Source organism: Sphaerotilus microaerophilus (assembly GCF_023734135.1).
GTDB lineage: Bacteria > Pseudomonadota > Gammaproteobacteria > Burkholderiales > Burkholderiaceae_C > Sphaerotilus > Sphaerotilus microaerophilus.
The window spans coordinates 4,394,995-4,410,633 of the sequence record NZ_AP025730.1 but is presented as its reverse complement, the minus strand read 5'-3'; the positions used below and the strand labels follow the sequence as shown (position 1 = coordinate 4,410,633).

Annotated in this window: 9 protein-coding genes; 8 read left to right on the top strand and 1 reads right to left on the bottom strand. The window is 71.3% G+C overall.

What is annotated here, in order from left to right:
• Positions 1-43: 43 nt before the first annotated feature.
• From NGK70_RS18815 to NGK70_RS18805, 3 genes are all read left to right on the top strand, one after another.
• Positions 44-1,288, top strand: a complete 1,245-nt coding sequence (locus tag NGK70_RS18815; RefSeq protein ID WP_251970013.1) for an EAL and HDOD domain-containing protein — start codon at positions 44-46, stop codon at positions 1,286-1,288.
• 87 nt (positions 1,289-1,375) lie between these two features.
• Positions 1,376-4,720 carry a PAS domain-containing sensor histidine kinase gene (locus NGK70_RS18810; protein ID WP_251970012.1) on the top strand — a complete coding sequence of 1,115 codons (3,345 nt, stop codon included), beginning with the start codon at positions 1,376-1,378 and terminating at the stop codon, positions 4,718-4,720.
• A 105-nt stretch (positions 4,721-4,825) separates the two neighbouring features.
• Complete coding sequence (locus tag NGK70_RS18805; protein WP_251970011.1) at positions 4,826-5,536, top strand: ANTAR domain-containing response regulator; 711 nt, start codon at positions 4,826-4,828, stop codon at positions 5,534-5,536.
• A gap of 30 nt (positions 5,537-5,566) precedes the next feature.
• Here NGK70_RS18805 and NGK70_RS18800 read toward each other — a convergent pair whose 3' ends face one another.
• A complete protein-coding gene (locus tag NGK70_RS18800) occupies positions 5,567-7,000 on the bottom strand; it encodes a sensor histidine kinase (protein ID WP_251970010.1) in 1,434 nt (477 codons plus the stop codon).
• A 209-nt stretch (positions 7,001-7,209) separates the two neighbouring features.
• On the opposite strand from NGK70_RS18800, the gene NGK70_RS18795 reads away from it, so the two are divergent.
• The 5 genes from NGK70_RS18795 to NGK70_RS18775 all read left to right on the top strand — a co-directional run bounded on the left by NGK70_RS18795 (position 7,210) and on the right by NGK70_RS18775 (position 15,624).
• On the top strand, positions 7,210-11,145 hold the full coding sequence (locus NGK70_RS18795) for a response regulator (protein ID WP_251970009.1): 3,936 nt from the start codon (positions 7,210-7,212) through the stop codon (positions 11,143-11,145).
• A complete protein-coding gene (locus tag NGK70_RS18790; RefSeq protein WP_251970008.1) occupies positions 11,142-13,343 on the top strand; it encodes a putative bifunctional diguanylate cyclase/phosphodiesterase in 2,202 nt (733 codons plus the stop codon). Before NGK70_RS18795 ends, NGK70_RS18790 begins: the two co-directional genes overlap by 4 nt.
• Before the next feature lie 166 nt (positions 13,344-13,509).
• Positions 13,510-14,760, top strand: coding sequence for a hypothetical protein (locus tag NGK70_RS18785; RefSeq protein ID WP_251970007.1), 1,251 nt, complete (start codon positions 13,510-13,512; stop codon positions 14,758-14,760).
• A 117-nt stretch (positions 14,761-14,877) separates the two neighbouring features.
• Positions 14,878-15,108 carry a SlyX family protein gene (locus NGK70_RS18780; RefSeq protein WP_251970006.1) on the top strand — a complete coding sequence of 77 codons (231 nt, stop codon included), beginning with the start codon at positions 14,878-14,880 and terminating at the stop codon, positions 15,106-15,108.
• Positions 15,109-15,240: 132 nt separating this feature from the next.
• The gene (locus tag NGK70_RS18775) at positions 15,241-15,624 is read left to right on the top strand and encodes a hypothetical protein (protein WP_251970005.1); all 384 of its coding nucleotides are present in this window, start codon (positions 15,241-15,243) and stop codon (positions 15,622-15,624) included.
• The last annotated feature ends 15 nt before the right edge of the window (positions 15,625-15,639 follow it).

Here is a 15,639-nt window from a genome sequence, read left to right as displayed (position 1 = left end):
GCCCCCCGAAGTTCCCGATTTCCAACCAGCACAACAAACACTCATGGACGCCCCCATCCTTGGCCAGGTGGCCCTCAGCTACGCACCGGTGATCGACCGCAAGCGCCAGACGCTGGCGACGCGGTTGTCGGTCTTTCCCATCGTGCCGGGCCAGTGGCTGCCGGTGGCCGAACTGCTCAGTTCGCTCGGCCGCGTGTGGCCGGCGGACGGTCCGAAGGTCGCGCTGTCGATCCGCAGCGAGAGCGTGCTGGCCGAGCTGTTGACGGTGCAGCCGAGCCCCAACCTGCTGATCGAGGTACCGAAGTTCATGGCCTGCGACCCGGTGCACCGGGAGTCGATCATGACGCTGGCCTCCAACGGCAATGGCCTGCTGCTGTCGGGGCGACCCGACCACCCGCTGCCCAAGGACATGCTGGGCTGCTTCAAGTACTCGATCATCGATATCTCCGACGAGCGCCGCAACGATGGCGTGGTGCCTGCCGGCGTGCGCCGCTCCATCGGCTTCTGGCAGGACGGCGTGACCGACCTGGCGCAGATGGAGGCCTCCTTCGACCGGGGTGCCACCGCCGTGATCGGCTGGCCCCTGGCCGAGGTGCCCCGGGCGGATCTGGCGCCGGCGCCTGCTCCGACGTTGCGCGGGCTGCGCGCGCCGGCACGGCGCCCTGCGGCGGAGAGTGGGCGCCCAGAGCTCAGCGCCATCATCGAACTGATCAACCAGGTGGAAGACGAAGTACCCCTGGGCGACCTGGAAGGCACGCTCAAGCGCGACCCGAGCCTTGCCTACAAGTTGATGCGCTACATCAACTCGCCGCTGTTCGGCCTGAGCGTGGAGATCACCTCCTTCAGCCATGCGGTGATGCTGCTGGGCTACCAGCGCCTCAAGCGCTGGCTGGCGCTGCTGCTCGTGACCGCCGGCAACGACCCCGACCAGCGCCCGCTGATGTATGCCGCGGTGCGCCGCGGCCTGATGATGGAGGCGTTGGCGCTGGAACTCGGCGACGAGGACAGCAAGGGCGAGATGTTCATCTGCGGCGTGTTCTCGCTGCTCGACCGCATGATGAAAAAGCCCTTCGAAGAGCTGCTGCACACCATCCCCGTGCCGGACGCCGTCGAGCACGCCCTGCTCGGATCGGGGGGGCCCTACCTGCATGCCCTCCAACTCGCCCGGGCCACCGAGGGCGGCTTTGGCCACGACATCCGCGAGCATGCCGAGGCCACCCTGCTGGAGATGAGGGGGGTCAACCGTGCGTTGCTGCACGCCCTCAGCGGTGCGACGCAGCTGATGTGACCGTGCGGGCCGATGGGCGGCCGCAAGGGGCGAAGCGCTGCATACACTGCACGCTTTATCAGTTCCCCACTGACGGCACCCCGGCCCATGGCCTCACCCGCTCTCACCGACGCGCTGCCGCGCACGCTGTTCGACAGCCTGGTCGAACCCCTGCTGGCGTTTGATGCCTCCGGCCGGCTGCAGTACGCCAACACGGCCGCGCTGCGCAGCCTTCCCTGCGAGCCTGGCATGGTGCTGGCCGATCTCGGGCGGGTGTTCGATCCCGCGTTGGTGGACTGGCTGCACAGTTGCCTGGCAAGCGGCGAGGCATTGGCCGCACCGGCCCTGCTGGCCGCGGCAGGAGGCGCCCTGCCGGTGTTCAGCCGCCTCGATGCGCGACATTGGGTGCTCTGCCTGCCGCTGGATGCGGCCGCGCTGCGGCGGCGCGTCAGCAGCAGCCTGCCGGTGCTGGAGATCGGCGATGCCACGTTGCGCGAACTGCACGGCATGCTCTGGGTGTCGCCCTTTCCGGTGGCATTGCAGGACGAGTCCTTTCGCCTCATCGACGTCAACCAGGCCTACGCCGACCTGTGCGGCTGCACGCGTGCGCAACTCGTCGGCACCGACCCCATCGAGCTGCTGCCCGAGCAGGACCGTGCCGAGGCGCTGCGTGAGCGCGAGCGCCTGCAGCGTGACCCGCACGATCCGCGCGTGCCGGCGCTGGTTGAGCAGCGTCTGCTCGACCAGCACGGCCAGCTGCGCTGGGTGCGCTCGGCGCGCTACCTCACCCTGACGCAGGACCAGCGCCGCCTGCTGATGGTGGTGATGCAGGAGACCACCGTCGAGCACGTGGCGCGCGAGCAGGCCGAGCGTTTCTCGCGCGAGCTGGACCAGTGGTTCGACCTCTCGCCGCTGGGCATGGCGCTGTTCGATGACGGTGGGCTGGTGCTGCGCGCCAACCAGGCCTTCGAGGAACTGGTCGGCGGCGCGCTGGTGGAGCTGCGCGAGGCCAGCCAGGCGGTGCGCGCCGTGCTGCAATGGGGAGATGGCCGCATGGCGGTGGCGCTGGAGCCGGGTGGCGCCTGGGTGGCGTCCGAGGGCCCGCTGCCCCGGCCCGACGGCAGTGCGCGCTGGGTGCGGGCGCTGCTGCGCTGCTACGAGGCGCGTGGCGGACAGCGCCGCACCATGTGCATGCTGGAGGACCGCACCGCCGAGGAGGAGCGCGACATGGCGCGCCTGCAGCTGGGCACGCTGGTGGACACCGCCGGGGTCGGCCTGGCCACCCTGCGCGGGCCCGAGTCCGCCGACCGCGGCAGCCTGGGTGCTCCGTCGGCGGGTGGCGTGCTGCAGGCCTCGGTGCGGCGCGAGCTGGTGGTGCCGGCCTCGCTGCCCGAGTTCGAGCGGCTGCAGCGTGCACTCAAGGCGGGTGAGCGCTGCGAGGCGCGCTACGCCATCCACCACCCCGAGCTGGGGCTGCGCTGGCTGGTCACTCGCATCGAGCCGGGCCGCCTCGCCTCCGGGCGGCCAACCACCTCGGTGGTCACGCGTGACATCACCGACCAGCACCAGGCGCAGGAGCGTGCCGAGCAGTTGCTGGCCGAGCTGTCCACCATCCTGGAGAGCTCGCCGGCGGGCATCGCTTCGATGCGCGGCTACACGCTGATGCACTGCAATCGCCGCTTCGAGCGCATGCTGCGCCTGGGGGCCGGCGCCGGGGTGGGCTCGGACATCCGTGCCCTGCTGGCCACGCACACCAGCGGCATCGTCGCCTCCAACCGGCTTGACGACACGCTCGACCAGGGTGTGCTCTACGAGGCGGAGCTGGAGGTGCCGGGTGACGCCGGACAGGCGCAGTGGTACGCGCTGACGATCCGCCGCACCGGCCCCGGGGGCGGACCTGGCAGTGACACGCCCCAGGCCATCGCGGTGCTCTCGGAGATCACCCGCCTGAAGACCCAGCAGGTGCAGCTGGAAGCCCTGGCGCGCGAGCGCGAGCAGATGGCGCAGGTGCTGGGCCAGCAGGCCGACCGCACGCGGGCGGTGCTGGACTCGGTGCTGGTGGGCATCGTCACCGTCAACGACGCGGGCGTGATTTCCTGGCTGAACCGCTCGGCGCGGCGCATGTTCGGCGGCGACCTGGGCGACTTCCTCGGCCAGCCGATCGACGCGGTGGCCACGCGCGACGAGTACCACCCCTTCCGCCACAGCCTGGAGCTGTTCGACGAGCTGCGCGACGGCGAGGCGGTCAAGTTCGAGTGCCGCGTGCAGGGACGTGACGGACGCACCTTCTGGGTGGTGGGCAATGCGGTGGCGACGGTGGGCGTGAGCGGTGCTCGCGAGCTGACCTACGCGCTCATGGACATCGAGCAGCGCCGCCAAGCCGAGGCGCGCATCGCCGAGGCGCGGGCCTCGCTGCAGCGCATCATCGAAGCCGCGCCGATGGCCATCACGCTCTTCGATGCGACCACGCTGGAGGTGCGGCAGATCAACCGGGTCGCGGCCAAGGTCTGTGGCGTCGAGGCCGAGGTGGCCGTGGGTCGCCTGCCCGAGCAGCTCTACCCCGCACCGATCGCCCAGCGCATGCGCGACGACCTGCGCGCTGCGCTGGGGGTGCCCGACGCGGTGACCCAGCGCGAGTACGTCCTGCCGCGTGAGGACGGTGGCGCGCAGACCTGGGAGGCTCGGTTCCTGCCGCTGGCTCGCGTGGGCGAGCGGGTAGACCAGGTGCTGCTGGTGGCCTCCGACGTGACGGCGCAGCGGGCCGCACAGCGCGCCGAGCTGGCCGCCGCCATCGCCCAGCGCGAGATGCTGGTGCAGGAGGTGCACCACCGCATCAAGAACAACCTGCAGGGCGTGGCCGGGCTGCTGCAGCAGGTGGGGCAGCGCCGCCCCGAGGTGCAGCCCGTGATCACCGAGGTGGTCGGCCAGGTGCAGGCGATCGCCCAGGTGTACGGCCTGCAGGTCGGCCAGGTCGGGCCGCTGGCGGTGCGCAGCGTGGTCGAGGCGATCGCCCAGTCCGTGCAGCGCACCTTCGGTCGGCCGATCGAGCTGACCGTCGAGCCCGGCGCGGAGGGCGCCGCGGTGGACTGGACCCTGCCGGAGGCCGAGTCCATCCCGATCGCGCTGACGCTCAACGAGTTGCTCACCAACGCCATCAAGCACAGCCGCTCGGACATCGCGGTGAGCTGCCGGCTGGTTGGTGAAGCCGAAGGGGTGCGCGTGGAGATCGGCAACGAGGGCCAGCTGCCACCGGACTTCCGCATCGAGAACCGGCCGGCCACCGTCTCCGGCCTGGGACTGGTGCGCGCGCTGCTGCCGCGCCGCCATGCCTCGTTGGGCATCAGCCAGCGCGGTGCCCGGGTGGTGGCCGTGGTGTCGCTGGCGGCGCCGGTGGTGGCGCGGGCCCGCCCGGCCGTGGCGGTCGCAACCGCCGCGGCGGCACTGGCCGGATGACGGGGCCGACCATGGCACAGTGCCGGGCGATGACGACGATGATCGATCGAGCGTCCGATCGACAGGACGGCCGCACCCCGGCAGGCCGATGACAGGCAGGCAGACATGAGCAGTGACTTCCCTTCCCCGCAGATCCCCGCGCCTGGGCCAGCGCCGCGCCGGCGGCTGCTGGTCGTCGACGACGACCGGCTGGTGCTGGCCACGGTCGTGCACGGCCTGACGCACGCCGGCTTCGAGGTGATCGACGCGGACAACGGCGACGACGCCATCCTGCTGGCGCGCCAGCACCGCCCCGAGCTGGCGCTGCTGGACATCCGCATGGACGGGCTGAGCGGCTTCGATGTGGCCGCCTACCTGCGCGACCACCTGCACATCCCGTTCATGTTCCTGTCGGCCTTCAATGACGAGGCCACGCTGGCGCAGATCCGGGCGCTCGGGGCGCTGGCCTACCTGGTCAAGCCACTGGACGTGGCGCAGATCGTGCCGGCGGTCGAGCAGGCCTATGCCGAGGCGCAGGCGCGTGCCCGCAGTGCTCCAGCGCCGTCGACGGCTCGCCCGGAGGCGATCGCGCCATCGACCGTTCCCCCGATCCCGGCCGCCGCGGGCCAGCCCACCGGCGAGGCGGTGTCGGCCGACCCGCTGCGCCAGCCGGTGGCGCTTGCCGTGGGCATCCTCATGCATCGGCTGTCCTTGCCGCGCCAGGCCGCGCTGGAGCGCCTGCAGCGCCTGGCCCGCCAGGAAGGCCGGCCGATCGAGGACAGTGCGGCCGCGATGGTGGCGGCGCTGGAGCAGTTGTCGATGCCCGGGCAGCTCTGACTGTGGCGTGCCCTGCGGTGGCAGGGGCCGTCAGGGCAGCGTGAAGTAGAAGCGCGCGCCGCGGTCGACCTCCGCCTCGGCCCAGATCTGGCCACCATGGCGCTGCACGATGCGGCGCACCGAGGCGAGGCCCACGCCGTGGCCGGTGAACTCGCTGGCGCTGTGCAGGCGCTGGAAGGGGCTGAACAGACGCTCGGCAAAGCGCATGTCGAAGCCGGCGCCGTCGTCACTCACCTCGTAGACCGTCCGCGGCGGGGCGTTGCTGCCTTCTTCCTCCGGCAGCTGGCGCGGCGTGCAGCGCAGCGCGATGTGGGCCACCTCGCGCCGGGCGCTGTACTTCCAGGCGTTGCCGAGCAGGTTCTCCAGCAGGTTGTGCAGCAGGGTGGGGTCTCCCTGTGCGGTCAGCCCGGGCTGGATGGTGAACTCCACCCGCCGTTGCGGCGCCTGCTGCTGCAGTTCCTGGGCGATCTGGCTGGCCATCTGCGACAGCGGCACGGCCTGGCGGGCCAGCGGCTGGGACGACAGGCGCGACAGCGCCAGCAGCGCGTCGATCATGCTGTTCATGCGCGTGGTGGCACCGAGCACACGGTCGAGGTGGTCGTTGCCGATGCGGTCGAGCACCTGGCCGTAGTCCTCGCGCACGATGCGGGTGAAGCCCTCGATCACCCGGATCGGCGCGCGCAGGTCATGCGACACGCTGTAGGCGATCGATTCGCGCTCGTCGAGCAGCGGCGTGGCCGCGCCGTCCGGTGGCAGCCAGGCCACGCAGGCACCATCGGCCAGGGGCAGGCAGCGCGCAGTGGGGCTGGGGCCCCGCGCAGCGTCACCCGAGGCGGGCGTGCCGCCTGCGGAGGGCAGGCAGGACCGGATCGCCGCCTGCGGCCAGCGCGGATGGGCCGCCAGCAACTGGGTGAGTGACTGCAGTCGCTCCTGCAACAGCCCCGGAGGCAGGTCGGCCCAGGCCGGGTCGGCGCCTGGGCCGGGTGCGGCCTCGGCAGCGCGGTGCACGGCGATCACCACCCAGTCACCGGGGGCGGGTTGCAGCAGCAGTGCCACGCCGGGCAGGCGCCGCAGCAGGTCGATCTGCCAGCCCAGTGGGCTGGCAAATCGCTGGGTCGTCGTGGCGATCGGTTGGGCGGAGTGGACGGCTTGGGCCTGCGGTGCGCCAGGGCCGGCCGCCAGGGGCCGCCACGGCGTGTGGTGCAGCGCTGTTCGCAGCGCCAGTGCCACGCCGCCGACCAGCACGGCCGCAGCGAACAGCACCAGCAGGGCCGCGCCACCCGGATTGAGCCGGGGCTCGGGCAGGGCCTGGGGCAGGGCCCAGGCCAGCAGCAGCAGGGCCGCCAGGGCCGCCACTGCACCGGCTGCCAGCGTCAGCGCGGACCGCTCGCCCGCCGCCAGGGCTGGCGCACGCTGAGCCGCCGGCAGGAGGGCAGGGGGCTGGAGATCGGTACCGGCGGACATGCAAATGATTGTAGGGAGCGCCCATCCCGAATCCTGCCGCCGCAGGGCCGGGTGCCGCGCGCACTTGCCCAGTCCGGGCAAATTGCGCGCCTTCCCCGGCCGCGCCCGGGTGCCGGGGCGCGCCGGCCGATGGCAGCACCTATGCTCGCCGCCGTCGGTGTGGGGGTCCGTTGCCTGCGCCTGTTTTCCAAGCTGATGCCGCCCTGTCGATGCCATTTCCTTCCCTGCGATCACCGCGTGGTGGCAGCCTGCCTGACCCCGCTGCCGGGTCGGCCGCGCCTGGCGCAGCGGTTGGCCCGCCCGACCAAGCGTCGACGGAGAGCCCTGCGGCCGCCGCGGCGGTGACGCCGACGGGCGCGCGCCCGGCACCGCTGACGGTGGCGCTGGACCTGGCGCAGCGGCTGCACGCGCGTGGCAGCCTGGCTGGGGCGCTGAGCGAGGCCGCCGCGGACCTGGGGCCCTTTCTGGGTGCGACACGCACCGTGGTGCTGCGGGTGTTCGACTGGCAGGCCGACGGCGTGCTGGTGCAGCCCTGGGCCGACCCGCAGGGGGGGGACGCCGACTGCATCGACCTCGATGCGCTGGTCCTGGCGCGCGCGCAGGAACTGCCGCTTGGTCAGGCGCTGGCCGGGCTGGTGACCAGCTACGGGCCGACCTACATCGACCAGCCGAGCCGCCCCTGGCGCCCGCGCGAGGTGATGCAGGTGCTGGTGCTGCCCGTGCGGCTGGGGCTGCGCGCCGTGGCCGCGCTGGAGTTCCACGACCCGGCGGCGCCGGACGACGTGGCGCGCCAACTGCTGGAGCTGGTGGGCTTGCAGCTCACCCAGGCGGCCCAGCGCGAGGAGGCGCTGCGCACCCAGTGGGTGCATGCCGAGCAGTACGGCCGCCTGGCGATGCTGGCCTCCCGGACCGCCCGCGGCGCGGTGATCACCGACGTGGAGGGCGTCATCGAGTGGGCCCACCCGGCCTTCGCCGAGACCACCGGCCACAGCACGGCGGAGGTGCGGGGGCGACCGCTGTGGGAGGTCCTGGTGCGTGACGTCGACGACGTGCGCCCGGCTCTGCTGCTGCGCGAGCGTTTTCGCAGCGGCGAGGCCTTCCGCATCGAGTTCATGGCGCGGCGCGGCGCCGTCTGCCTGGCACCGGCTGAGGCCTACTGGGTGGAGGTGGACGCCGACCTGGTGGCCGACGAGACGAGCGGGCGGCTGCAGTACGTCTGCCTGTGCCGCGACATCACCGAGCGCCGGCAGCAGCAGCACGGGCTCGATGAGGGCCGTGAGATCCTGGCCGCGCTGACCGACAACCTGCCGATCAGTCTGGTCGCGCTGGATGCGCGCGACCTGCAGGTGATCTCCCTGAACCGCCACGCCGAGCTGGAGTTCGGCGCCGCCGACGAGGCGGTGGCCGGCCGGGCATTGACGCAGGCGCTCGGGCCTGGCCTGGCCGAGCTGATCTCGCCCCAGGTGCGCCAGGCGCTGGGCCGGCGCATGCCGGTGGAGCATGAGTTCGTCTGGGAGTCGGCCGACGGCCGACGCGTGGTGGCCGCGCGCCACGTGGCCGTGGGCGGGGGTGGAGCCGCCGGGCCAGGTGGTGGAGCAGGTGCCGGTGCAGGCGTCGGTGCAGGCGCCGGTGCGCCGCGCATCGTCATCAGCCAGCTGCGCGATGTCACGCAGATGCGTCGCGCCGAGCAGACGCTGCGGGAGTCCGAGCAGCGCTACCGTGAGCTGGTCGAGTCGATCGACGAAGGGGTGTTCGTGATCGACCCCGCGGACGGCTGTTACCACTACCTGAGCCCGCGGGTGCACGACATGCTCGGCATCGACGAGTTTGCCGATGAACTGCCGCCCGGGCCGCAGCTGCCGCACGTGCTGGCTGAGGACCAGGCGCTGCTGGCGGCGCAGGGGCTGCGCGAGCGGCGCGGCGAGCCCTCCGATGTCATGCTGCGCATCCGCCATCCGCTGCACGGGCTGCGCTGGCTGCGTCGGCGGACCCGCACCCGGCCGCTGCCAGACGGGCGCCTGCGCGTCTATGGCCTGCTGGGCGACGTGACCCAGGAGCGCGAGCAGGCGCTGCAATTGCAGGCCGCACGCGACACCGCCGAGGCTGCCAGCCAGGCCAAGGGCCGCTTCCTGGCCACGATGAGCCACGAGATCCGCACGCCCATGAACGGCATCCTCGGGATGACCGAGCTGCTGCTGGGCACGGTGCTCAATGACCGGCAGCGCCGGTTCGCCCAGGCGGTGTACCGCTCCGGCGAGAACCTGCTGGAGATCCTCAATGATGTGCTGGACTTCGCCAAGATCGAGGCCGGCCGGCTGGAGTTGCAGCCGGGTCGATTCGGCCTGCGCAGCGTCGTCGAGGACACGCTGGAGCTGCTCGCCCCGCGTGCCCATGCCAAGCAGCTGGAGCTGAGCTACCGGCACGGCGAGGACGTGCCGGTGCAGGTCGATGCCGATGCACTGCGGCTGCGCCAGGTGCTGACCAACCTGATCGGCAACGCCATCAAGTTCACCGATCACGGCGAGGTGGCGGTGACGCTGGAGGTGGCCGGGGCGGAGGAGTACGGGGACGAGGGCGCCGCGCCGCCCGCGGGTGCCCAGCTGCTGGCCTGCACCGTGCGCGACACCGGCATGGGCATCGCCGCGCAGGAACTGCCGCGCCTGTTCAGCGCCTTCACGCAGGTCCACGACGGCATGGCGCGGCGCCATGGCGGCACCGGCCTGGGCCTGGCGATCTCGCAGCAACTGGTGCAGCTGATGGGGGGCGCTTTCACGGTGCGCAGCACCCCGGGCGAGGGTTCTTCCTTTCGCTTCACCTTCCTGGTCCACGCCGCGCCACCCGACGATGGCCCCACGGCGGCCCGGCCACCGGGCCTGCTGGCCTGGCGCGGGCGGCGGGCACTGGTGGTCGACGATCACCCGGGCGGACGCCAGGCCGTGGCGGCCCTGCTGAGCGAGGTGGGCATGCAGGTCGACCTGGCAGACGGCGGGCAGGCCGCACTGGCCCGCCTCGGCGACATCGCGCCGGGCGAGCCCGCCTATGACCTGGCGGTGTTGGACTGGCACATGCCGCAGCTGGACGGCCCCGGCCTCGGGCGGGTCCTGCGTGAGCACCCCCGCCTGGCGGCGCTGCCCTGGCTGCTCATGACCTCCACCGATGCGGACGATGCGCCGCCGGAGGCGGCCGACGGTGGCTGCCGCGGCCTGCTGCACAAGCCGGTCCGGCAGGCCGAGCTGCATGCGGCCCTGGAGCTGCTGCGCCCGGGTGCGCCGCCACCGGGGCCGCTGCAGCCACGCATCGATGCACGCGTGCTGGTGGTCGAGGACAACGCCGTCAACCAGGAGGTCATGGCGCAGATGCTGCGGCGTTGTGGCGCGACGGTGCAGGTCAGCCGCTGTGCCGTCGACGGGTTGCAGGCGCTGGCACAGGAGACCTTCGACCTCGTGCTGATGGACATCCAGATGCCGGACATGGACGGCATCGAGGCGCTCGGCCGCTTGCGCAGCGGTGCCGGCGTGCCGGCGCCCCGTTGCACCGCAGCGCAGGTGCCGGTGATCGCCGTCACCGCCAATGCCCTGCCGGGCGACGAGGCCCGGTTGATCGGGCTGGGCTTCGATGGCTACCTGTCCAAGCCCTACCGGCTTGATCAGCTGCTCGATGTGCTGCGCCGCGTGTTGCCCGTTCGCGGTGCTGCGCCGGGGGCAAGCGCGCCGCAGGATTCAATGGATCCACCGGTGCCGCCGGTATCGCGGGCAGAAAACGGTGACGGAATTCCGCTCCTGGATCCGGCCGCACTGGAGCGCCTGCGGCAGCTCGACCCGGACGGGCAGAATCACCTCGTGGAACGGGTGATGGCTGCTTTTGATGCATCGGTAGAGCGATTCGTGCCCCAGTTCGTGCAGGCACGGGCCGGGCTGGACGTCGCTGCGCTGCGGCATGTCGTCCACACCCTCAAGTCCTCGTGTGCCAGCACGGGCGCATTGACGCTGGCGGAGCTGTGTGCCCAGTGCGATCGCAACCTGCGGGAGGGCAGGCCCCTCGATCAGCTAGGCGGGTTGCTCGACCAAGTCCAGGCTGAGCTGCTGCGCGTGCAGGGCGGCCTGCGCCAGATGCGCGCGACTGCCCGGTCGCTGGCTCCGGCATGAAGTCTGCAATGTTCGGCCAGAGCGAGGAGGACGACGAGGGGCGCTCGCCGGCCCACATCCTGCTGGTGGACGACGACGAGATCAACCTGCTGCTGACCGCCACGGCCCTGCGCGAGCAGGGCCTGCAGGTCACCGAGGTCACCAGTGGCGAGGCCGCCCTGCGCCTGATGCAACAGTGGACCCCCCAGCTGGTGATCCTGGACGCCCTCATGCCCGGCATGGATGGCTTTGCCACCTGCCGGCAGCTGCGCGGCCTGCCCGGTGGCGAGCTGCTGCCGGTGCTGATGCTCACGGGGCTGGACGACGATGCCTCCATCGAGCGGGCCTACGATGCCGGTGCGAATGATTTCTTCGTCAAGTCCACCCAATGGAGCCTGCTGATCGGCCGTGTGCGCAACCTGTTGCGTGCGGCGCGCGTGCAGCATGAGCTGATGTGCAGCCGGGCCAAGCTGGCCCGCGCGCTGGACCTGGCCCGCATGGGCAGCTTCGACTGGCGGCCCGCGCCGCGTGGCCTGAGGCTGGAGCCCGAGGCCCTGCGCGTGCTGGGCCGCAGCCCGCGCCAGACGCTGGGCCTGCGCCAGATGCTGCGAGCCCTGGTCGGTGCCGAGCGGCATGGCATGGCCGCGCTGCTGCGCGAGGTGCTGCGCCACAGCACCGTGCTGGACACCGATGCCACCGTGGCGCTGCCCGACGGGCGCCGGCGCATCATCCACATTGAGGCCGAGCCGGAGTTCAACGAGCAGGGCAGCCTGTGCGGCTACACGGGCGTGCTGCAGGACGTCACCGACCGCCGCATGATCGAGGACAAGATCAAGCGGCTGGCCAACTTCGATGCCCTCACCGGGCTGCCCAACCGCCGCCAGCTGATCTGGCGGGCTGAACGCGCCCTGGAGCACGCGCGCCACCAGGGCCATGGCTTTGCGCTGTTGCTGATCGACCTGGATCGGTTCAAGGGCATCAACGACACCCTCGGCCACGGTGCCGGGGACGAGCTGCTGGTCGAGATCGGCCGGCGCCTGCGCTCCTGCCTGAACCACAGCGACCAGCTGAGCGACCTGGGGTCCGACATCCACCCACTGCGCAGCCACCGCGTGCTCGAAGCCGTGGGGCGGCTCGGCGGCGACGAATTCGTGGCCCTGCTGCCCGAGGTGGACAGCGAGGCCCAGGCCGAGGCCCTGGCCGAGGCGATGTTGCGTGTGGCGCGTGCGCCGGTGCTGCTGGACGGGCGGGAGTATTTCGTCACCGCCAGCGTCGGCATCTCGCTATACCCGCGCGATGGCCACACGGTGGTGGACCTGCTTCGCAACGCCGACGTGGCGATGTACTCGGTCAAGTCCGCGGGCCGCAATGCGCTGCAGGTCTACCGGCCCCACCTGGCCGGCATGGGGCGCCAGAAGCTGGAGCTGGAAAGCGCCCTGCACAAGGCGCTGGAGCGCGGCGAGCTCGTGCTGCACTACCAGCCCAAGGTGGAGGTGGGCGGCAACCGCGTCACCGGGGTGGAGGCGCTGATGCGCTGGCAGCGCGGCACCGAGCTGGTGCTGCCCTCCGAGTTCATCTCGCTGGCGGAGGAAACCGGCCTGATCGTGCCGATGAGCGAGTGGGCGATCCGCGAGGCGGCGCGCCAGATCCGCAACTGGCGCGACCAGTTCGGGCTGGATCTCAGCGTGGCGATCAACCTGCCCAGCCGGGCCTTCGAGCGCACCGACCTGGTCGACCAGATCCAGCACGCTGCGTTGCTGCATGGCGTGCCGCTGCGCTCGATCGAGCTGGAGATCACCGAGACCGGGCTGATGAAGGACCTGCAGGAGGTCATCCCGGCGCTGCACCGGCTGACGCAAAGCGGTGTGGGCATCTCGATCGATGACTTCGGCACCGGCTACTCGTCGCTGGCCTACCTGACGCAGTTGCCGATCAGCGAGGTGAAGATCGACCGCTCGTTCATCAGCGACCTGGGGATCACTGAGCGCAGTTCGGCCGTGGTCACCGCCATCATCGCGCTGGCTCGCTCGCTGGGCCTGCGCGTCATCGCCGAGGGCGTGGAGAACGACCGCCAGCGCGAGGTGCTGTGCCGGCTCGGTTGCGCGACGATGCAGGGCTTTCTCTTTGCCGAGGCGCTGCCCGCCCAGGACCTGCCGGATTGGCTCAGGCGCGTCCATGCCCCCAAGTGGCCGACCAGCGAGCTGATGGCGCTGGGCTGAATCGGCCGGCGGCCACTTGTCACGTTGTTTCCCGCAGGAAACTGCAGGAATGAGATCCATTGCATGAATGCCGGTTCGGGTGTCATGCGCGCATGCGGAGGGACGCAGCCGGTCACCTACGATAGCGTCACTTTTTGTATCCACCCCTTCGACCGAAAGGCCTGACATGGCGTTTTCCTCTCCAAGCCCGAACCAGCCTGCGTCGTGTGGTGGCCCGCTGGCCGCCGCGTCCCTGAGCCTGCTGTGCCTGGCCCTGCTGGCCCGTACCGCCCATGCCGAGGGCAACCCCTACTACCTGGGGGCCAGCCTGGGGGTGACCTCGGACAGCAACGTGCGGCGTGCCCGTGACGGGCAGGAGACCAGCGACACCGTCACCGCAGGTGGCCTGCGTGCCGGCGTCGACCAGTCGCTGGGCCGCTCGCGCCTGGTGGTCGACCTGTCGGCCGACAGCAAGCGCTACAGCCGCGCGGATGAGTACAACCACACCGCCTACAACCTGCTGGGACGGCTCGACTGGGAAACCATCGAACGCATCTCCGGCACGGCCCTGGTGACCGCCAGCCAGAGCCTGTACCGCGACACCTCGCGGGTCGAGACGGCGCGCAACCTGCTGCGCAGCGAGGGGGCGTCGCTCCAGGCCCGCATCGGCGTGGTCACCCAGTGGAGTTTCGAGGCGGGCCTGGCCGCCAACCGCAATCGTTTCTCTTCCGCCTCGTATCACAGCTCCAACCTCGACCAGACCAGCCTCAGCGGCGGACTGCGCTTCGCCCCCACGCCCGACCTGTCCACCCGCCTGACGCTGCGCCGCACCGACGCGAGCTACCCGCAGTACTCGGCCAGCGGCGCGAACGACGTCACCCGCGACGACATCGAGGTGGGCACGACGCTGCGTGCCAGCGGTGCCAGCACGCTGGATGCGCACCTGGCGCGCACGCAGGAATCCCACTCCCTGGCACTGCAGCGCAGCCGCAGCAGCTGGACCGGTGGCATGGGCTGGACCTGGCAGGCCAGCGGCAAGTCCAACATCGGGCTGCGCATCACCCGCGACAGCACCGTTGGCGCCTATGGCGAGGCCGGCCTGGACTACAACGACGCCAGCGACGCACGCATGCGCGATGCGATCACCCTGCGCAGCCAATGGCAGGCCAGCTCCAAGATCCGCCTCGATGCGATGCTGGCCTACGCCCGGCGCACGCTCGACACGGCGCTCAAGGTGCCAGGCAGCAGCGTCACCCAGACCGCCCGGGACACCACCACCACGGCCTCGCTGGGGCTGAACTACGAAGTCCTGCGCAACGTCGAGCTGGGCTGCGGCGTCAGTTGGGAGAACCGCAGCGTGAGCAACGAGCTGTCCACGCTGACCTACCCGTACAGCGACACGGCCATCAACTGCTACACGCAGGTCTTCCTGCGCTGACCGGCCTGCGCTGACGCAGGACTGGGCGATGCATGGCGCCTGCGGGCAGCGGGGCCCGACGCCGAGGCGGGGGGCATGTGTGCAGCGGCGCCGGCCGTTCTCGCGTCCAATACGGCCATGCACGACACACCTGACATCGACCCGGACACCGACCGCCGCCTGACCGAGCTGGAAATCAAGACCAGCTTTGCCGACGATCTGCTGGAGCAGCTCAACCAGGTGATCGTGCGCCAGCAGCGCGAGATCGACCGGTTGGCGCAGGAGGTGACCGAGCTGCGCCGCCAGGTGGGTGACGGCGCCCCCGCCGTGCCGCGCAGCCTGCGCGACGAGTTGCCGCCGCACTACTGAGGTGGGCGGCCGCCCGCGGTAGTCCGGGCTGCGTGGCGCAATGCCGGTGTTCCCATCCGGTGGCCGTGGTGATCCAATCTACGGTGCGTGATTTCTTCACACATCGTTCCCCACCCTTCACTTCCGCCCGCCATGAGCCCGACGTTGCCTATTCCTCATCCGGTCCGGATCTGCCGGTTCGGCCGCCTAGTCTGGCTGGGCCTGCTGGTGGCCTTGCTGACCGCCTGCGGGGGCTCGGATCCTGGTGACTCCAACTTCGGCACGCCCACGGTGACCGATGTGACGGTGGACCGTGTCAGCCGTGGTCAACTCAGCACCTTCACGGTCACCGGCACGCACCTGACGGCGTCGGTCGACTTCGGCGCGGGCGGCTGTGACGGTATGACGGTCTTGCGTGACAGCACCACGCGTCAGCGTGTCACCTGCACACCCACCGCGGCGCAGAGCGTGCGTTTCACCGCCGCGGCGGCCGGTACCACCTTGTGGGATCGGACCTACACGGGCGCCACGCCGTAGGCGACACCGTCGAGA